This window comes from Microbacterium sp. CJ77, from assembly GCF_002911615.1.
Taxonomy (GTDB): Bacteria; Actinomycetota; Actinomycetes; order Actinomycetales; family Microbacteriaceae; genus Microbacterium.
On record NZ_PQBR01000023.1, the window covers coordinates 534,316 to 552,013 of the forward strand.

Sequence of the window (17,698 nt, forward strand, 5' to 3'; positions counted from 1 at the left end):
TAACGCCGACCCTCGGGCAACTGCTGACGGTGCGTCAGGGGGTCGGCGTGAGCAGGCTCTCGGCAACGAGCTCGAGCGTCTGCGCGCGGCCCTCGGATGCCTCGAGCGCCTCGGAGTCATATGCGCCCGCGACGGGCGACAGCATGACCTCGTCGACACCGTGCTTCGCGGCGAAGGACGCGACAGCGGATGCCACGTCCGCACCGGTCCCGATCACCCAGCGCGAGCGCGCGGCATCCATGAACGACACGGCCAGGCCGTCCGAGAGTCCGCCCGTGCCATCGCGTTGTGCGGCCTCGGCCTGCTCGACCGTCTCGAGCGGGGTGAGTGGCTTGTTCGTTCGCAGCCGCGCCATCATTCGCAGTTGCGGCAGGGCCCGCGCGTCCGCCTCTTCTGCGGTCGGCGCGGCGACGGCGTTGATCGTGAGCAGCGTGCGGGGCTCGGGGTGCGCCTCGGTGGGGCGGTACTGGTCGCGGTAGAGCGACAGCGCGCGTTCGAGGCCCTCACCCGAGAAGTGGTTGGCGAACACGTACGGCATGCCGAGTGAGGCCGCCAGTTGCGCCGAGTAGTCGCTCGAACCGAGCAGCCACACCTCGGGAACACCGGACGCCGCGGGTGTCGCGTGGACGGTGTATTCGCCCCCGCTCGTGAACCGCAGGGTCGCGCCCTCGGGCGATGACAGGGCCAGGATGTCGCGGATGTGGTCGGGGAATCGATCGACGTCACTCGTCGCGCCCGATTGCCGCAGCAGCTGGGTGATGACGGGGTCACTGCCGGGGGCGCGACCGATCCCGAGATCGATGCGGCCGGGGGCGATGGCCTCGAGCGCCGCGAACTGCTCGGCGACGATCAGGGGCGCGTGGTTCGGCAGCATGACGCCGCCCGAGCCCACACGGATGCGGTGGGTGCGTGAGGCCGCGGCCGCGATCAGAACGGGTGGGGTCGTCGAGGCGACCGCCGGCATGTTGTGGTGCTCGGCGAACCAATACCGTCGGTAACCCAGACGGTCGGCGTGAAGCGCCAGGTCGAGGGATGCGGCGATCGCCTGCGCGCTGTTCTGGCCCGCGCGAACGGGGATCAGGTCGAGGACCGAGAGTGCGGGAGCTGCGTGAGAAGTCATCAGGTGGGTCAACCACGACAGCGGGGTCCGGCATTCCCGCGTCAGCCGCGACGCATCCGCTCGTACGCGTCGAGTGCGGCTTTGCGCGTCTCCCCGAGGTCGACGATCGGCTCGGGTGCCCCGCCGCGCCCGTACTCGGGTGCCCACCGGCCGATGTACTCGCCCTGCGGGTCGAACTTCTTCGCCTGCAATTCGGGGTTGAAGACTCGGAAGTAGGGCGCGGCGTCGGCGCCGGAGCCCGCCACCCACTGCCAGTTGAAAGGGTTGCTGGCGCCGTCCGCGTCGACCAGCGTGTCCCAGAACCACTCTTCGCCGTGCCGCCAGTCGATCAGCAGGTTCTTGATGAGGAACGAGGCGGTCACCATGCTCACCCGGTTGTGCATGATGCCGGTGTGCCAGAGCTCTTTCATGCCAGCGTCCACCAGGGCGATGCCCGTGCGTCCGCGCTGCCAGGCTTCCAGGGCGGTCGGCTTCAGCCGTGGCCACGGAAAGTCGTCGAACTCGCGGCGCAGGTTGACGGTGGCGAGATCCGGATTGTGGAACAGCACGTGCGCGGCGAACTCGCGCCATCCGATCTCGGACAGGAATCGCTGCGCCGCGACGGCTCGCGGACCGCCGGCGCCGTCGCCGCCCTGCACATCGGCGACGGTGGCATGCCACACCTCGTGGGGGCTGATCTCGCCCCAGCGCAGGCGCGGCGAGAGGCCGGATGTCACGCCCGCGGCGGGCTCGTCTCGTGCTCGGTCGTAGTCGTCGAGGTCGTCGCGCAAGAACTCCCGCAACCGCGCGCGTGCGGCGGGCTCGCCCGGCACCCACGTCTCACGCAGGCCCGCCGCCCAGTCGGGATGGGTGGGGAGCAGCGCCCAGCCTTCGAGCGCATCGCTGGCGATATCGGTCGTTCCGGTGAGCTCGTGTGGGGCCGGCATCGGCGTGCGCGGCGCGGGCAGGTTGCGGCACGCGCGCCAGAACGGCGTGAAGACCGAGTAGGGCTGCCCCGCGCCGGTGCGAACGGTCCACGGCTCGAACAGCAACGAGGCCCCGAACGACTCCACGATCACACCGTTGTCGCGCAGCCCGGCCTTGAGCGTCGAATCGACGCTGCGCTCGGCGCCGCCGTAACGCCGGTTCCAGAACACGGCGCCGGCCGAGGCATCCGTCACCGCTCGTCGCACCTCGTCTTCGGCTGTTCCGCGGCGCAGAACCAGTTGGACGCCCAGCTCGCGCAGGCGCTCGCCGAGCGAGGTCAGGCTGCCGTGCAGCCACCAGCGTGCGGCGCCGCCGAGGGGACGGATGCCGGCAGACACCTCATCCAGGACGTACAGGGCGACGACGGGCCCGCCGCGCTCCATCGCCGCGCGCAGCGCGGGGTTGTCGGCGACCCGCAGGTCGTCGCGGAACCAGACGAGTGATGCGGACGACATCGTCAGAAGTTCGAGGTGTCGTGGCCGCGGGGGACCACGACGCTCAGGCCGCCCTGCTCGATCGTGCACCGGATGCGTACGGCCTCGCCGAGTTCGTCGCCGTCGAGTTCGATCGGCTGGGCGGGTGAGGTCGCGAGCTCGATGCCCTCACCCTGCAGGAACCGCACGGAGCTGTTGCGGCCTCGGCGCTCGAGCACCCGGCGGCCGGCGCGGAAGCGGCGCAGGACACTGTTGTCCCACCAGACCTTGCGCCAGACGCCGAGCCATCCGAGCCATCCGGAGGGCTGGATGACCGCGACATCCAGCAGTCCGTCGACGACCGAGGCCTCGGGGATGAGGGCGATGCCCGCGGGGAGCGCCCCGCAGTTCGCGAACAGCACGCTCTGCACCTTCGCGGCGTGCAGGCGACCGCTCTCCATCTGGTACATCACGCGGAAGGGCTTCGCCGTGGCGAGCGACCGGGCCGCTCCGTCGACGTACGCGACCCAGCCGACGGTCTTCTTCAGCTGCGAGTTGGTGTTCGCGATCATGGCCGCGTCGAGGCCGATGCCGGCCATGACGACGAAGGCATGGCGCTCGCGGCTGCCGTCGGTGCGGCGGATGTCGGCGAATCCGATGTCGACGGGTTGCGTCGTCCCGGCGAAGGTGGCCGCGACCATGGGTTCGGAGTCCCCGAGCGGCAGGCCGAGATTGCGAGCGAGCAGATTGCCCGTGCCGCTCGGAACGATGGTGAGCGGGACGCCGGTGCCCGACATGGCCTCCGAGACGGCGCGCACCGTGCCGTCGCCGCCCGCGACCATCACGGCGTCGACCCCCTCGGCGAGTGCCTGGCGTGTGACATCGTCGCCCAGGTCGTCGACCGTCGTCTCGAAGAAGAGGGGCTCGGCCCAGTCGGCCTCGGCGGAGAGCCGGGTCACCTGGCTGCGCAGACGATTCTTGTCGACCTTGATGGGGTTGTAGACGAGCGCGGCGCGCTTCTTCGGCGACGGGTCGTCGGCGTCCATCGACGTCGTCTCGCCCTCGGGGGTTACCTGTCGCGCCTCACCGGTCTCACCGTCCGCCTTGTCGGGCGCGATGTCCTCGGGCTCGCGGATGACGTCGTCGGGCTTCGCCGCCTCGGCCGGGTCGGGGTTGTCTTCCGGGCCGTCGACGGGTTCCGATTCGTCGTCGAATCCCTTCGGCAATCCGTCGACGTCGTCGAGGCTCTCCGCGTCGCGTGGGACCGCGGGATTCACCGGTTCTTGGTCGGACGTTGCCGCGGCGTCGTCGGGGGGAGGAGAGGATGCCGCAGTCATGGTCCCACCCTAGGCTCAGCCGCCGTCGACCCGGGGATCATGCGGGAGGAGCGCAACTAGACTTGACGAATGATCGACCCCGTGCTTCTTCGTGATGCCCCCGACCTCGTCACCCGATCCCAGGTCGCCCGCGGGCACTCGCCCGAAACCGTGGAAGCCGCGCTCGTCGCGGACCGCGAACGTCGTGCCGCGATCACGACGTTCGAAGAGCTCCGCGCGGCGCAGAATGCGTTCGGTAAGGACGTCGCCAAGGCGCCGAAGGACGAGAAGGCCGCGCTCGTCGCCGAGGCCAAGGGTCTCGCCGACCGGGTCAAGCAGGCGCAGGCCGCTGTCGCCGTGGCGGAAGAAGCAGCGGATGCCGCCTTCGCGAAGATCGAGAACATCATCATCGACGGCGTGCCCGCCGGTGGCGAGGCCGACTTCGTCGAGATCCGCCGTGTCGGCGAGGTCCCGACCTTCGACTTCACACCCCGCGATCACCTCGAACTCGGCGAGAAGCTCGGCGCGATCGACATGGAGCGTGGGGCGAAGGTCTCGGGCGCGCGCTTCTACTTCTTGAAGGGCATCGGCGCGCGCCTCGAGATCGCGCTCATGAACCTGGCCCTCAACTCCGCCCTCGAGGCGGGATTCGTGCCCCTCATCACCCCGACGCTCGTGCGGCCCGAGATCATGCGCGGCACCGGGTTCCTCGGCGAGCACTCGGACGAGGTCTATCACCTGCCCGACGACGACCTGTACCTGACGGGCACGAGCGAGGTGGCGCTCGCCGGGTATCACAAGGACGAGATCCTCGATCTCGCCGACGGGCCGCTCCGTTACGCGGGATGGTCGACCTGTTACCGCCGGGAGGCGGGGTCGCACGGCAAGGACACCCGCGGCATCATCCGCGTCCACCAGTTCAACAAGCTCGAGATGTTCGTCTATACGACGCCCGAAGAGGCCGAGGCCGAGCACGAGCGGCTTCTCGGATGGCAGGAAGAGATGCTCGGCAAGCTCGGGCTCACGTACCGCGTGATCGACGTCGCGGCGGGAGATCTCGGGTCGTCCGCGGCACGCAAGTTCGACATCGAGGCGTGGATCCCGACTCAGGATGCGTATCGCGAGCTGACCTCGACGAGTAACTGCACGACGTACCAGTCGCGTCGCCTCGACATCCGTCACCGGCCCGACGGGGCGCGCACCCAGCCGGTCGCGACGCTGAACGGCACGCTCGCGACGACCCGCTGGATCGTTGCGCTGCTCGAGACGCACCAGCGCGCGGATGGTTCGGTGTGGGTGCCCGAGCCGCTCCGTCCGTACCTCGGCGGGCTCGAGGTCCTGGAGCCGATCGCGTGACGGAGGCTCCAGACGCGGGGGGCGCGAACGTCCGCGACCGCATCCCCGACACCGGCGAGGTCGAGGTCGTCGACCGCGATGAAGCCGCCGAGATCATCGAACACGTCGCCCAGGACTCGGCCGACCCGGAACTGACGACCCTTCCGCTGCTGATCGTGCTCGACATCGACGGCACGGTCCTGCTCGAGGACGAGACGCTCAGCCCGGGAATCGTCGAGGCCGTGGCCGATGCGCGCGCGGCGGGCAACGAGGTCATGCTCGCGACGGGGCGCAGCTGGGAAGGAACCCGAGGCATCCTGCGCGTTCTCGAACTCGATCCCGAGTATGTCGTCTGCTCGAACGGCGCGGTGATCCTGCAGCGCCGCGATGCCGGTCAGGTGCACTACGAGCGCGTTCACACCGAGACGTTCGACGCGACCGAGGTGCTGACGCTGCTGCGCGAGCACCTGCCCGACGCGAAGTACCTCGTCGAACTTCCGGCTGGCGACCGGTACTACACCGACTACCTCGAGGACTGGAACCTGCTCGCGGCGCATCGGGTGCCGTTCGAGGAGCTCGCGAAGCATCCGGTCTGCCGCGTCGTCGTGGTCTCGCCCGAGCACGCCGAGGGCGACTTCTTGCGTCTGGTCGACAAGATCGGGCTCAACCAGGTTTCGTACGCGATCGGCTGGACCGCATGGCTCGACATCGCGCCGCAGGGTGTCGACAAGGGTACGGCGCTCGAGTTGGTGCGCCGCTGGCTCGGCATTCCGCCCGACCGGGTGCTGGTGATGGGCGACGGGCGGAACGACGTCGGCATGTTCCGCTGGGCGCTCGAAAAGGGTGGCCGCGCGATCGCGATGGCGCAGGGACCGCAAGAGGTGCGGGATGCGGCGGGCGAGATCACCCTGTCGGTGCAAGAGGGTGGCGTTTCGGAGATCCTCCGCCGCCTGTAGCGCGTTCGGTGCGCGGGCTGGGCTGGCTCTGCGGGTTCGCCGCGCCGAGGCATCCGCTTTCAGGGCCTTGACAGCACTTCCTGCGAAAATAGGCCGCGACTGTCCGTCGAGTACACTCGGTGCCTGTCGACGAAGTGCCGAGGTGCTTCGCCGGGAGGGTTGTCCGAGCGGCCGATGGACCTGGTCTTGAAAACCAGTGGGCAGCAATGTCCCGTGGGTTCGAATCCCACACCCTCCGCACAATCACACGGTGGACCCGACCGCCGAAAGGACACGAGTGAGCGAGACGACGAAGGACGCCAGGCGCCGCAGGACCGTCGCGCGTCACGGCATCCTCTCGTCCCCGAGCATCGGCGGACAGATCGCGCGTTTCGTCGCGGTCGCGCTCGCCGTGGTGCTCGTCAGCGGCCTCGGTGTCGTGGGCTACACGACATACACCGCGGTTGCGGATTTCTCGGAGAGCGCGGTAGAACTCGAGGGGCAGGAGTCGGTTCCCCCCGACATCGGCGAGATCGAGGGTGGCGTCAACCTGTTCGTCGCGGGAACGGATGCCTGTGAGCCCGCCTACGCGGCGTATTTCGGCGACCGGTGCACCGGCGCGGATGCGGGCGGCGAGCTCAACGACGTCAACATGCTCGTCCATATCTCGGACGAGCCGCGTCGTGTCACGGTGATCAGCTTTCCGCGCGACCTGATGATCCCGATCCCCGAGTGCACCGACCCCGACACGGGCCGCACGACCTCGGCGATGACGAAGCAGCCGCTCAACTCGACGTTCTCGTACGGGGGGCTCTCGTGCGCCGTCAAGACGATTTCCGAGCTCACGGGTCAGAACATCCCGTTCGCGGCCGCCGTCACGTGGGGTGGCGTCATCGAGATCACGAACGCCATCGGTGGTGTCGAGGTCTGTATCGCCAACGGCATCAAGGACTATCACACGGGTCTCGACCTGCCCGCGGGCATCGTTCCCCTGCAGGGAATCGAGGCGCTGCAATTCCTGCGCACGCGACACGGAGTGGGCAACGGCGGTGACCTCGGCCGCATCAGCAACCAGCAGCAGTACATGTCGAAGCTCGCGCGCAAGCTCGTCAGCGAGCAGGTGCTGTCGAACCCGGCCACGCTGTTCGGACTCGCCACGACGGCGCTGTCCAACGTCACCCCCAGCCAGACCTTGCGGAACCCGTTGACGCTCACGCAGATCGCGCTCGCGGTGAAGAACGTCCCGTTCGACGAGATTGTCTTCATCCAGTACCCCGTCAACGGAGACCCCTCCGACTCGAACAAGGTCGTCCCCAACTACGCCGCTGCCGATGCGCTGTGGGCCGCGCTCGAGACCAACCGCCCGCTGCAGCTGACGGGCAAGGCGAGCCAGGGCGACGGTGTCATCGTCGAGACGCCCGCGCCGACCGAGCCGGTCGCCCCCACCGACGCCGCCACCTCCGGCGCTCCCATCGCGCCCGCCGAAGATTCCGTGGCGCTCCCTTCCGCCATCACCGGATCGACCGCGGCGCAGGACACCTGCTCGAACGGCAACGGCTGACCCGATCGCGGCGTCCCTCGCTTCGTAGCGAGGGTGCTTATCGGGTTAGTATTGCGGAGTGCATTCGCGACGTTCGCGTCGGAATGCCTGGAGACGTCGCATAGTCCGGCCTAGTGCACCACCCTGCTAAGGTGGAGTCCCCTTACGGGGACCGAGGGTTCAAATCCCTCCGTCTCCGCCACAGAATTCTGCGACATAGTGGCGTATTCACGCGGGTCTCAGGATCGTTGCTCGGGTGCTTCGTCCTCATTCGAGAACAAATTGAGAACACCCGAACGGGACGCAGCTGCATCCAACGCGATCGAAACCGAGTCAAGGTCGTCGTCGAAGAGATCGCTGTACACGTCGAGTGTCATCGCCGCGGACGCGTGTCCGAGCATTCTTTGGATGGTCTTGACGTGCGCGCCGGATTGAACCGCGAGCGATGCGGCAGTGTGACGCAGGTCGTGTGGAGTCATGAGGGCCAAGTTCGCTTCCTTCAGGGCGACCTTGAACCAAGATCGCGATCCTTCGCTAGCCCGAGTGCGGCGCATGTAGCCGCCATCCCGGCCCGCGAAGACGAGCGCGTCGCCGTCAAGGCGCGAGGTATGAAGGCGGAGGTGTTCCAAGACGAAGCGCGGCACAGGCACGGCGCGGCTTTTGTGTGACTTCGGTGTTCCCAGATGCACCCTGTTGCCTACTTCCACTGCGTTGTCTTCGATCCGAAGACGCCCGCGTTCGAAGTCAATGTGGCGGACGCGCAGCCCTGTAGCTTCCGCCCATCTGATGCCTGTGTAGGCGAGGACCAGCACAAGCAGCCTGTGACTGCCTGATGCCCGTGCGAGGGCGGCAACCTGCTCGTGGGACAGATACCGGTGGGTGCGCTTCTTCTTCCGGGGTAGTGGGATGTCGCCCACGCGTGCTGGGTTCAGCGAGATGCGTTTGTCGTGTACGGCATCGTCCAGGATGCCTGCAAGCACACCGAAAGTCCGGATAGTGACCGTGGCGCCGACCTGCTTGCTGAGCTTGCCGACCCAGTCTTTGATGTCCGAGTGTCGGATGTCGGACAAAGCCCAACGACCCCACGTGGGTTGAACACGTAGGCGCCATGCCGTCTCGACGGGTGCGAACGAAGACGGCTTCATAGAAGCACGTTTGCTTTCGACCCACCCTGGGCCGAGCGTGTTGATCGTGACGCGTGCCGCTTTCGGATCGATGAACTCGCCGCGCGCCCGGCTGGACTCGACGTCAGCGAGCCAGAGTTCCGCATCTCGCTTGCGGCTGAACCCTCGTTTGGCGCCGTTGCTGCCATCCGGCTTGCGGTACCGGACGAGATACCGGCGGCCTTTCGCGGAGTCGTATGAGTGGACGCTACCCATCCGCCTGTCGGCCGGCGATGTAGCTCATGCCTTCGAGGCGTCCTGCGGTGCGGGCTTTGGAGATCCAGTCCGCGGCGGTGCGGTAGGGCACGTTGAGTTCGGCTTGGACGGCTTTGGTGGGGGGCTGACCCGAGAGCGCGGCGGCGCTGTAGATCAGTTCGACGAGATCCATCCGCGCTTCTTTGTTAGCGCGTTGCCGTGCCTGTTCGGCCATCCACTCGGGGACGAGACGACCCTCTGCAGTTGTTAGCTCGCTAACAGTTGTGGGGTCGTTCCCGTCGTCGAGGGAGATCGCGATGCATGACGGTGTTGCTGCCTGCACGATTTCTTGGACGCGCACGCGGCGGAGCGCGGCGCCATTGATCTCGCCGCCGGGTTCGGCGATGACCACGTTGACGGACGTGACACGGTAGCGGCCGAGTTCACGGTCGTAGCGGGCTTGCACGGTTGTTTCGTGCGGGACGTCGTCTTCTTCGATGGTCGCCCGGAAGGCCGGGACGATGCGCAACGCGGACCCGATCGGGAGTGTGGCGTCGCGCCAGGTGACGGGGTCGCCTTCGAGTGTTCGCACGTCGATTTTCACCTCCTTAGTTTGCCTCTCCGCGTCACGAATATGCATGTATAACCTTGACGTAGTTTGTCACATCTGATTCACTCTCGTCAAACCTTGTCGGGTATACGCAAAGGAGTTGGATCATGGCAAACACCACGAACACGATGCGAACGGGACTGGCCCACACGTTCCTCAGCCCGGATGAAGTCGCGGCGATGCTCCCGGGGGTGACCAAGGGCAAACTCGCGATGTGGCGGTACGAGGGCAAGGGTCCGCGGTACCGCAAGCTCGGGCGCACAATCGTCTACGCGCTCGACGAGTTGGAGGAGTGGATCGAGGCGTCAACCTGCGATCGCACGTCCGAGGCGGTGTGACTCGTGACGTGGATGACGAGGTCAGAGGCCGAGCATGAGCTTGAGCGCACGCAACTGGGCGTGGGAGACGGACAACCGCCCGAGGATCGCGACCGATACGCCCGCAGGTCTGGAAGATGTGCCCTGGGTGCCACTGACCCCGGCCGAGAAGCTGGTGCTGCTGTGCCTGGCGGAGCTGGAGAGCGCGGCCGAGGGGTACGCCTACCCGTCGTACGCAACGATCGCACGTCGTACCTGTTTGAACGTACGCACCGTGCAGCGGGTGGTGAAGGTGCTCGGCGAGTCGGGACTGGTGCACGTCGCTCGCGACCGGCGGGTAGACGGAAGGTGGCTGTCGTGCATCTACCGATTCCCCGCGGTTCCCGAGGAGTACCGCGAGAAGGATCAAGCGTGGATGCATCGCCAGAGGTTCGCCGCAGCGAACGGCACTATCCACAGTGTCGGCGCTCCGTCCGATGGCAGGCCATTGTCGGGGCGCATCCGGGCAGGACACCGATAGGGCCGACAGCGGGTGTCGGTTTCGTGTCCTGTCGGTATCGGCATCACGCCGAGAGGGCTATCGGCGTCACGTCGCGCGCATATCGGTCTGTTGTCTCACTAGTAGTGAGAGATCAGGGAGATGAACAGAGAAGGGAACACCGAACGGCAAATCCGCGGATCCGGGCTATCCGGCTACGGGGAGGGACGGCTGGCGTCGGAACTCCGACACTCTCGAACCTCGGGACTTCCGTACTCCGACACATCCGACCTTCCGAAGTCCGGCATTTCGGGAGTGCGTCGTGAAAATCGTCGCCGTGGCAAATCAGAAGGGCGGGGTCGGCAAGACGACCGTCGCGATGCAACTGGCGGCTCACCTGTCCAGGACATTTCGGATGCTGGTCGTTGATGTCGATCCGCAGGGTTCAACCACGTGGTGGGCGCAGAACATGGCCGCACACATCCCGTTCGACTTCGCCGACGACCACGACCCTGGCGTGCTTACCCGACTGCGTGAACTCGACGACTTGTACGACCTCGTCGTTGTCGACACTCCAGGAAGTCTCGAAGACACCCGCACCCTCGAGGCTGTCCTCGACGCTGCGGACTACGTCATCGTTCCGGTCGTCCCCGAGCCGATGGCGATCGACCCCACGCTCCGCACGGTCACCCGCCTGATCGAACCGCGCGGACTGCCCTACCGGGTGCTGCTGAACCGCGTGGACGGGCGTATCCCGGGCCAGTACCAGCAGTGGCAGACGGTGTTGCAGGATTCGTTCGGACTGCTCACCTTCCAGTCCTATCTGCGCCAGTACCTGATCCACGCCCATGCTCCGATGCTCGGACGGTTAGTCACCAACCTCGCCGACACCCGCCGCACCGAGGGATCGATCGCCGACATCACCCGCGTCGGATTCGAGCTGACGTCACACCTGCAGTCCGGACTGCACTCGAGGTGGTGACGATGGGCAAGATCGACCTTGCAGGACAGCTGGGTGACGCGCGAGCGCGCGTCACGTCACTTGCCCCGCCGACCGGGCGCGCAATGGCCAATGAGATGGAGGCGAAAGCCCCTCCGCTCGTGCGAGGCGTGGCGAAATACGCACGTCTCACCCGGAAAGAAACTCGGCTGCGGGAGGACCAGTATGTCGAGCTCACCCAACTCGCTCGCGCACTGATGCGGCGCCGCACCGACCGTCAGGAGCGGATCACCGAGAACACGCTCGTCCGCGTTGCGATCGACCTGCTGCTGGCGAACGCGGATCAGCTCGTCGGCGACACCGAGGACGCACTCCTGCAGTCCGTGATTTCCGAACATCCGCACTCTCGGACTTCAGGAGTCCCGGACTCTGCAACTTCAGGAGTGCCAAGGATCGGGGCGTCGGCTGTCGAACGAACGGCGCGGGAGTTGTCCTGATGCTGTCCGTGAACGTCTACTCGACCGGGCCGTCCTGCCAGCGGTGTCGGCTGACGATCCGCAAGTTGGAGGAGAGCGGCATCCGCTTCGCCGTGATTGACGTGACGGATGTGGGCAATCTGGCGGCTCGCGATTTCATCACCGAAGATCTCGGGTACAGCGAAGCGCCCGTGGTCATCGTCGACAATGAGCCGCAGCACCACTGGTCAGGATTCCGGCCCGATTTCGTAGACCGGCTCGCCAGCGCAGGCACGACCCATTCGCCAGCATCCGGTCCGGCTGCCACGTTCATGGCCGGGATCGGGCGGTGATGCCCGATGGAGGAATCGGAGGAGGCGGGCGAGCGGATCCGTGAGTACAAGCGGCAGTGGCGGCAGAACAACCAGGATCACATCCGCGAATACCGGAGGAACTACGACGCCGCGAACCGCGAACGGATCAACCGGAACGAGGTGGACCGCAACCGCCGCGCCGCGGAGCAGAAGCGCCGTGAGGAAGAGCGCCGCGAGAAGAACGCGAGGAAGTCGCGCGACTACTATCACGCCAACATCGAGCAACGTCGCGCGTACCAGCGTGACTACCTTGCTCGACGCAAGGCCGCAGATCCTGACGCGTATCGCGAGGAACGCTCACGTGCGAACGCGGAGTGGCGTGAGCGGCACAAGGAAGAACGGGCGGCGAAACGCCGTGACAAGTATCGGGACGACCCGGAGCAGAAGAAGGAAAACGCACGCCGCCACTATGAACGCAATGCCGAGCAGATCAAGGCAAGAAGGCGCGAGTACTACGCGGCAAACAAGGAACGCGAACTCGCGGCGGCTCGCGCCTGGAAGGCACGAGAACGCCGCCGCATCGAGGCCGGGCTCCCACCGCATAGGAGACACCGCGCAACATCCACCGAACGAGACACCAACCTCGAGAGCGCCACGCTGTTCTTCGCGCCGCATCGGGACGCGAACGCGGTCGCTGCCCTCCGCGACGAAGGTCGCACGCCGCAACGTCTCCTCGACGAATGGCAACGCGATTGCTACCGCGCCCGCACCACCCACTACGCCGCCCGCAACCCCGAACTCCGACACGATGTACCGGGCCGACTTTCCGCCGAAGAGCAACGCATGGAGAACGTTGCGCGCGAGATCAATGCACGGCTCCGGATCGGCGAAAAGCGCGTCATCGAGCGAGGAGACGCCGCCCGACCACACGCCGGCCCGAACTCTCAGACGAGAGGAATGGGGCGATGATTCCTCCCCAGGCGCGTCGTTGGTGTGGTGCTCACTCGCGAGTTAGCCCTGTGCATCGCGGGGAACGAGAATATTGGCGCAGCCGCTCCTGCGCGCACGAAACGAAGGGACCAGCATGATCGATAGAACAGACGTCGAAGCGACCATCACGCGAGTTGCTGTTGCGGCCTTCACCTACTACCCCGAGCGCGCGACCGAGGAGCCGGGTTACACGCTCGGCGAGGACGTCGCCTGGTGTATCAAGCCACTCGTCGGCTTGCAGGGGCCAGCGCGCGGGGTGTGGCGGTTGCGCATCGCTGGACTCATCACCGACCCCGCCGCCGACCGGCGCGCTTTCATCAGAGACATCAGCTCTCTCGCACGCGAGTAATCCCTTCGGCCGGTGATCCGCGATCGTACGCGCCGTCGCGCGGCCGTCAAGGGCGCTTCGCGTCGCGTTGCGACACGGCTGGCGCCGTGCCCCTGACAACCGCAGACCGCCGTGAGGAAGCTAGATATCACGGCGAAGGACAGGAACGCCGAAATACCGCTTCAGCCTTTTCGGTTTAGCCAGCTAAACTCGCGCCAGGAGGCGGAAAACATGGCGGCTGGCCAATCTGCATGGCGTGTGAATGACGCCATTGCGTACGACGAGATGCGTGAGGGAGCCAGCGCGCTCGCGTCCCAGCTTCTCCAGCGAGCCCAACAGGGCGGTGCGTCGCTGGACTCCGTCGTCAGGCTTCGTGCGCAGGCCAACGCCGTCAATGGGTTCGATCGTGCGGCTGTGGACCGGCTCACGGCTGAACTCGAATCACGCGGTTCAAGCGTTGCGAGCAACACGTGAGCGACGTCGTAGCAGGGGGCAGCAGAGATCCCCTCAACGAATACGAACGCACTATCGAGCCAATCCTTTTCCCGCCTGTGGATGGGGATACTTCACCTCACCTCACTCTCATTGCTGGGGGGCCGGGGAGCGGCCGGGGACGAGCGATCGCGCGTGCGCTTGACGCCTCGCCGACCGCCACGGTGCTCTCGTCGACGGAACTTCGCGCCCTTCATGCTGCGGTCGCAGAGACGGGCACGGCATCGACTGCGAGCGTGAACGCGGATGTTGCTGAGTGGCTGCGTGCGGCGATCTCCCATGCCCGTGAGGTGCGACGCCCCCTCATTATCGAAGGCGACTTCCGCACGCCCTTCGCGGCGCTGGGCGTCGCGACGCAGTTCCTCGATGCCCGCTACCAAGTGCAAATGGTCGTTGTTGTGCCTCGGCGCGCAGAATCGCTGCTTGCTGTCGCGTCGGCACACTTTCGGCAGATCCAACGGACAGGCCATGCCGTCGAGGTATCCGTCGCTGAACACGATGCACGTTGGACCGATGTCCGCGACGTGCTTGCCGCGGTCTCCGCCGAACGGGGCGTAGAGGTGACGATGCTCGACGGGTCCGGAAACGGACTGCCCACCGGTTCGAGCGACTCGTTCAATCGCGCCCGCGCGGGCGGACCCACGAAGCGAGCCGCAGTCGAATGGCTAGGAGAGCTGCGCCGCATCACGGACTTTGCCCGCTCGCTACCGCCGCGAGCCACAGATCTCGCCTTGCTCATCGAGTTGCATCAGGTGGCTCTCCGCGAGGTCGTCCCGGCCATGAACCTGCCCGCGAGCTCGACCACAGGCCCGCAACTGGAGTCTCGTCTAGCGGCCGAGGCCCAGTCGCTGCGCCGCCAGCTCTCCGCATTGCCGACGAGCGATCCGTCTACGACAGCTGCTCCCGAGATGCCTGTGATCGGCCGATGACTTCACGCGTCGTCGGCTACACCCGGACCTTGCGCGCAGGTGCGCCGATTGATGAGGACGTAGCCGTGCTCAAGGCGCACGGCGCGGAAGAGGTCTTCGTCGATGCGGGGGAGGGGCACCCGCGCGATCGGCCTGAGCTCAAGGAATGCCTCGCGAGGCTCAGCGCAGGCGACACTCTCGTGGTGACGAGCGCCGCGCGGCTCTCGCACAGCTTGAACCACCTCGTCTCTACGCTGCGATCCCTCGACGATGATTCGATCTACTTTCGGTCTATCGCCGAACCCAAACTAGATCTGGCTCCGGCGTCCACTTCAGAAACAAGCGCCTACCTGATCGCGTTGGATGATGTCCGCCGCGCCTTGCTCGGTGACCGCGTTCGCGCAGGACTCCGAGCCGCCAGGATGGAGGGCCGCAGGGCGGGGCGTCCTTCTGTCATGACTCCCGACAAGATCGGCATTGCGACCGAGCTTCGATCCCACGGCCGATCGGTGGCTCACATTGCAAATGTCGTGGGCGTGAGCGCCAGCGCCGTTCGTCGCGCGCTCCGTACCGTGTAGACGAACTGAAAATCGTGAGGTTGCGAGATCAACACACGTCGGAGCTACTGAAGCTCGTTCCGGCTATTGCAGGAGAGATTCGTCACAGGAAAATCGTCGCGTCGGGCGGGGGCGATTCGAATGGTTGGGATAGAGATCGGCTCTCAAGACTGACGCGACCAAGAGTTGTTTACGCAGCTCACAGGCGCTGAAGCGTTCCTACTAGTCGCGCGACGAACCGGCCATCTCCGTCGCACATGCAGACAGGGCGCTAGCTTTGTCGCATGGTGTTGCCGGAGGATGCTCGGTCCCGAGCGATCGCTAGTCTCCAACGCTGGCTAGACGAGACGCTGAAGCGCGACTTCCCGCTCGTCTCAACGATTCCGCTGACGCCCCAAGTAACGGGAACCCACTCGGAGTCGCTCATCGCGCTGATCCGAGATGCTACCGAAGTGCTGGGTCTTGACAAACCCTCCAGCGTTAACTTCAACGACTTGCGGGACTGGGCACAGCTACAAACGCACTCGTTGACGGCGGTGCGCGAGAGGCTTTCCGCCCTCGCGCGCTTCGAGCCGTTTGGCAGTGCGTTGGCGGTCGGCGTATTGGGCGAACTCTGCCAGACGGTTCGAGATCAGCTGAATGGCGTCCGCGCAGGCCGTGAGGTTTCGCTGCCGGCGGAGATAGTAAGCGAACGGTACCTCACGGCAATCAGGTCAGCTCGCGGAGACGTATCCCCCCTCCGAACGATGTTCGGTGGGGATCGGGAGCCGGTTGATGACCGCGGTGTCTTCCGACCAGACATAGTGATTGGGCACTTCGCGTACAGGACGAACGAGCTTATGTCGCGAGTTGGCCAGCATCTCCTATCCCTCGGCCTCGCGCCGGTCTCTGACGCATCTGCGGGAGTGGCTGTAGTGGGCTGGATTGCGAGTTCTCCGGATCCACCACTAGCTGCCTGGACGATGCACATCGTGCTCGATGCCTTATCGGTCGGCGAGAGCCGTGGTGTGCGTCGGGAACTCAGTGCAGCGTTGAGATCAAGAGAGACTATTGGACGGAAGACTCATGCTCTTGTGATGGAGGCGATGGCCTCGGTCGCGGCGGAAGCATCGAGTGATCGTCGCGCGCAGTTACTGACGGGTGCGTACCGGCACCTCGTCGAGGGATCGATCCGGCCCTTTGTTTGGGCGATCTTGTCGTTGCGAGCAGGACGATGGACGGAGCCGCCAAGTCTTTCCAACGTCCGAGACGCGATGCTAGCTAGTGATGAGTTCCTGCGCCGATTGGCCATCTCCTCGGTCTTTGTGGGCCTCCGGAATGCTTTTGCTCACGAGACCCTCGAATGGGATGGCTTCGACGAGGTACTACGCGGCGAGGGTGATGTGATCACTCTTAGTTCCCTCGAGGACTGCGTTCGGCGGTTGGTCGCTTTCGACCGCGGCTGTCACGCGGCTCTTGCCTTTGATCGAGCAATGCGTGCGTCAGAGCCGGCTGGCTGGCCAGCGGCAGGAGACCTCAATCGGATGCCTGAGTGGTCGCGCGCTGAGGCATTTTTCGGTTCGAACGGGATACGACTGGTCGATCTTGCGGCCGCGGGCGCGGTCGTTCGCGTCAAAGTCGAGCGGTTGGGTGTGGCTGACGTAAATCCTTGCTTCCAAGCACTAGTGACAGTCAGGGGTCTCTTGCCACGCGCTCGCGTTTTCGAGGTATCAGTGCTGAATGAAACCACTCCCCGCGTCAATGTGAGCGCCGCGGCCCTGGACGAGAGCAAAGATGCTCTCGATCTCGCACATCGCGAGCTGGGGGTGATGCCTCTTGGTGCGTTCTTGCCCGCGAATCTTGATGCACGTCGCGCGTTTGAGGCTTGGCCTGCCGCACTGCGATCGGTCAGCTGGATCGCGGTCGATGACGCGCTAGATGCGATAGATGGACTTCCGCCCATATGGGAGGAAGGAGACGTTCGGCTGCTGGTGGTGCGTCTGAGCATTACATCTCGGGCGATCCTGGGATGCCTCGGGCTTCTGGAAGAGCCGAATCTCAGGCTCACGAGCGTGCTGACGGAGGTAGGTTCGCTGATTGCTCAGATAGAAGCGGCACCTGGCCCCCTCAGCGCCGCCGCAGTTGACAGCTGGCAGCCTCTCGTCCGGTTTCGATATTGGTGGAAGGTATGGGGACCTGTCGAGCGGCTGCCGGGATCGACGGAGGCGCAATCGGGTCGAGATCCTTCCGTCGCTAGGCCATATCTAGTGGAACGAGGCCGCCGAGTAGTGGCACTTTAGCGGCTTCGATGCCAGGCGTTCGCACGTCCTCACCACGCTCGTCCCTC

General features: G+C 65.8%; 18 protein-coding genes and 2 tRNA genes. 15 read left to right on the forward strand and 5 right to left on the reverse strand.

All coding sequences use genetic code 11. The features are described 5' to 3' along the window. Window positions 1-34: 34 nt before the first annotated feature. From C2868_RS14405 to C2868_RS14415, 3 genes are read right to left on the reverse strand one after another with little or no spacing between them, the layout of a single operon-like run. Window positions 35-1,120 carry an LLM class flavin-dependent oxidoreductase gene (locus C2868_RS14405; protein WP_100812799.1) on the reverse strand — a complete coding sequence of 362 codons (1,086 nt, stop codon included), beginning with the start codon at window positions 1,118-1,120 and terminating at the stop codon, window positions 35-37. Between the two features lie 41 nt (window positions 1,121-1,161). Beyond that, window positions 1,162-2,541 carry a deoxyribodipyrimidine photo-lyase gene (locus C2868_RS14410; RefSeq protein ID WP_100812800.1) on the reverse strand — a complete coding sequence of 460 codons (1,380 nt, stop codon included), beginning with the start codon at window positions 2,539-2,541 and terminating at the stop codon, window positions 1,162-1,164. A gap of 2 nt (window positions 2,542-2,543) precedes the next feature. After that, entirely contained in the window at window positions 2,544-3,836 is a 1,293-nt protein-coding gene (locus tag C2868_RS14415) for a diacylglycerol kinase family protein (protein WP_100812801.1), read from the reverse strand. Between the two features lie 69 nt (window positions 3,837-3,905). On the opposite strand from C2868_RS14415, the gene serS reads away from it, so the two are divergent. From serS to C2868_RS14440, 5 genes are all read left to right on the forward strand, one after another. After that, window positions 3,906-5,171, forward strand: coding sequence for a serine--tRNA ligase (gene serS / locus C2868_RS14420; RefSeq protein WP_100812802.1), 1,266 nt, complete (start codon window positions 3,906-3,908; stop codon window positions 5,169-5,171). Continuing rightward, complete coding sequence (locus C2868_RS14425) at window positions 5,168-6,106, forward strand: HAD-IIB family hydrolase (protein ID WP_103663509.1); 939 nt, start codon at window positions 5,168-5,170, stop codon at window positions 6,104-6,106. Before serS ends, C2868_RS14425 begins: the two co-directional genes overlap by 4 nt. A gap of 153 nt (window positions 6,107-6,259) precedes the next feature. Then, window positions 6,260-6,344: transfer RNA gene (locus C2868_RS14430), tRNA-Ser, on the forward strand. Between the two features lie 39 nt (window positions 6,345-6,383). Beyond that, complete coding sequence (locus C2868_RS14435; RefSeq protein WP_103663510.1) at window positions 6,384-7,646, forward strand: LCP family protein; 1,263 nt, start codon at window positions 6,384-6,386, stop codon at window positions 7,644-7,646. A gap of 89 nt (window positions 7,647-7,735) precedes the next feature. Then, window positions 7,736-7,827 (forward strand) — tRNA-Ser (locus C2868_RS14440). Between the two features lie 37 nt (window positions 7,828-7,864). On the opposite strand, the gene C2868_RS14445 is transcribed toward C2868_RS14440, so the two are convergent. Both C2868_RS14445 and C2868_RS14450 read right to left on the reverse strand, forming a co-directional pair. Beyond that, window positions 7,865-9,004, reverse strand: coding sequence for a site-specific integrase (locus C2868_RS14445; RefSeq protein ID WP_100812805.1), 1,140 nt, complete (start codon window positions 9,002-9,004; stop codon window positions 7,865-7,867). After that, the gene (locus tag C2868_RS14450; protein WP_100812806.1) at window positions 8,997-9,587 is read right to left on the reverse strand and encodes a hypothetical protein; all 591 of its coding nucleotides are present in this window, start codon (window positions 9,585-9,587) and stop codon (window positions 8,997-8,999) included. The genes C2868_RS14445 and C2868_RS14450 overlap by 8 nt, the downstream gene beginning before the upstream one ends. 113 nt (window positions 9,588-9,700) lie before the next feature. Here C2868_RS14450 and C2868_RS14455 point away from each other — a divergent pair, with 113 nt between their 5' ends. The 10 genes from C2868_RS14455 to C2868_RS17300 all read left to right on the forward strand — a co-directional run bounded on the left by C2868_RS14455 (window position 9,701) and on the right by C2868_RS17300 (window position 17,651). Further along, window positions 9,701-9,931, forward strand: coding sequence for an AlpA family transcriptional regulator (locus C2868_RS14455; protein WP_232711389.1), 231 nt, complete (start codon window positions 9,701-9,703; stop codon window positions 9,929-9,931). Window positions 9,932-9,965: 34 nt separating this feature from the next. Beyond that, a complete protein-coding gene (locus C2868_RS14460) occupies window positions 9,966-10,430 on the forward strand; it encodes a helix-turn-helix domain-containing protein (protein WP_100812807.1) in 465 nt (154 codons plus the stop codon). A gap of 280 nt (window positions 10,431-10,710) precedes the next feature. Beyond that, the gene (locus C2868_RS14465) at window positions 10,711-11,370 is read left to right on the forward strand and encodes a ParA family protein (protein ID WP_100812808.1); all 660 of its coding nucleotides are present in this window, start codon (window positions 10,711-10,713) and stop codon (window positions 11,368-11,370) included. Between the two features lie 2 nt (window positions 11,371-11,372). Further along, window positions 11,373-11,825: a hypothetical protein gene (locus C2868_RS14470; RefSeq protein ID WP_219811481.1), complete on the forward strand. Its 453-nt coding sequence runs from the start codon at window positions 11,373-11,375 to the stop codon at window positions 11,823-11,825. Beyond that, complete coding sequence (locus tag C2868_RS14475; protein ID WP_181003473.1) at window positions 11,825-12,136, forward strand: glutaredoxin family protein; 312 nt, start codon at window positions 11,825-11,827, stop codon at window positions 12,134-12,136. Before C2868_RS14470 ends, C2868_RS14475 begins: the two co-directional genes overlap by 1 nt. A gap of 6 nt (window positions 12,137-12,142) precedes the next feature. Continuing rightward, window positions 12,143-13,066: a hypothetical protein gene (locus C2868_RS14480; RefSeq protein WP_100812809.1), complete on the forward strand. Its 924-nt coding sequence runs from the start codon at window positions 12,143-12,145 to the stop codon at window positions 13,064-13,066. A gap of 115 nt (window positions 13,067-13,181) precedes the next feature. Beyond that, window positions 13,182-13,436: a hypothetical protein gene (locus tag C2868_RS14485; protein ID WP_100812810.1), complete on the forward strand. Its 255-nt coding sequence runs from the start codon at window positions 13,182-13,184 to the stop codon at window positions 13,434-13,436. A 530-nt stretch (window positions 13,437-13,966) separates the two neighbouring features. Further along, entirely contained in the window at window positions 13,967-14,836 is an 870-nt protein-coding gene (locus C2868_RS14495) for a zeta toxin family protein (protein ID WP_181003474.1), read from the forward strand. Beyond that, window positions 14,833-15,393: a recombinase family protein gene (locus C2868_RS14500; RefSeq protein ID WP_157814048.1), complete on the forward strand. Its 561-nt coding sequence runs from the start codon at window positions 14,833-14,835 to the stop codon at window positions 15,391-15,393. Before C2868_RS14495 ends, C2868_RS14500 begins: the two co-directional genes overlap by 4 nt. A gap of 263 nt (window positions 15,394-15,656) precedes the next feature. Beyond that, window positions 15,657-17,651, forward strand: a complete 1,995-nt coding sequence (locus C2868_RS17300) for a hypothetical protein (RefSeq protein ID WP_146048080.1) — start codon at window positions 15,657-15,659, stop codon at window positions 17,649-17,651. The last annotated feature ends 47 nt before the right edge of the window (window positions 17,652-17,698 follow it).

What these genes read in the sequence shown, in the direction of transcription:
- serS (WP_100812802.1), top strand. Translation starts at nt 3,906, where the DNA reads ATGATCGACCCCGTGCTTCTTCGTGATGCCCCCGACCTCGTCACCCGA.
- C2868_RS14405 (WP_100812799.1), bottom strand. Translation starts at nt 1,120, where the DNA reads ATGACTTCTCACGCAGCTCCCGCACTCTCGGTCCTCGACCTGATCCCC.
- C2868_RS14485 (WP_100812810.1), top strand. Translation starts at nt 13,182, where the DNA reads ATGATCGATAGAACAGACGTCGAAGCGACCATCACGCGAGTTGCTGTT.
- C2868_RS14415 (WP_100812801.1), bottom strand. Translation starts at nt 3,836, where the DNA reads ATGACTGCGGCATCCTCTCCTCCCCCCGACGACGCCGCGGCAACGTCC.
- C2868_RS14455 (WP_232711389.1), top strand. Translation starts at nt 9,701, where the DNA reads ATGGCAAACACCACGAACACGATGCGAACGGGACTGGCCCACACGTTC.
- C2868_RS14480 (WP_100812809.1), top strand. Translation starts at nt 12,143, where the DNA reads ATGGAGGAATCGGAGGAGGCGGGCGAGCGGATCCGTGAGTACAAGCGG.
- C2868_RS14410 (WP_100812800.1), bottom strand. Translation starts at nt 2,541, where the DNA reads ATGTCGTCCGCATCACTCGTCTGGTTCCGCGACGACCTGCGGGTCGCC.
- C2868_RS17300 (WP_146048080.1), top strand. Translation starts at nt 15,657, where the DNA reads ATGGTGTTGCCGGAGGATGCTCGGTCCCGAGCGATCGCTAGTCTCCAA.
- C2868_RS14470 (WP_219811481.1), top strand. Translation starts at nt 11,373, where the DNA reads ATGGGCAAGATCGACCTTGCAGGACAGCTGGGTGACGCGCGAGCGCGC.
- C2868_RS14475 (WP_181003473.1), top strand. Translation starts at nt 11,825, where the DNA reads ATGCTGTCCGTGAACGTCTACTCGACCGGGCCGTCCTGCCAGCGGTGT.
- C2868_RS14460 (WP_100812807.1), top strand. Translation starts at nt 9,966, where the DNA reads ATGAGCTTGAGCGCACGCAACTGGGCGTGGGAGACGGACAACCGCCCG.
- C2868_RS14445 (WP_100812805.1), bottom strand. Translation starts at nt 9,004, where the DNA reads ATGGGTAGCGTCCACTCATACGACTCCGCGAAAGGCCGCCGGTATCTC.
- C2868_RS14500 (WP_157814048.1), top strand. Translation starts at nt 14,833, where the DNA reads ATGACTTCACGCGTCGTCGGCTACACCCGGACCTTGCGCGCAGGTGCG.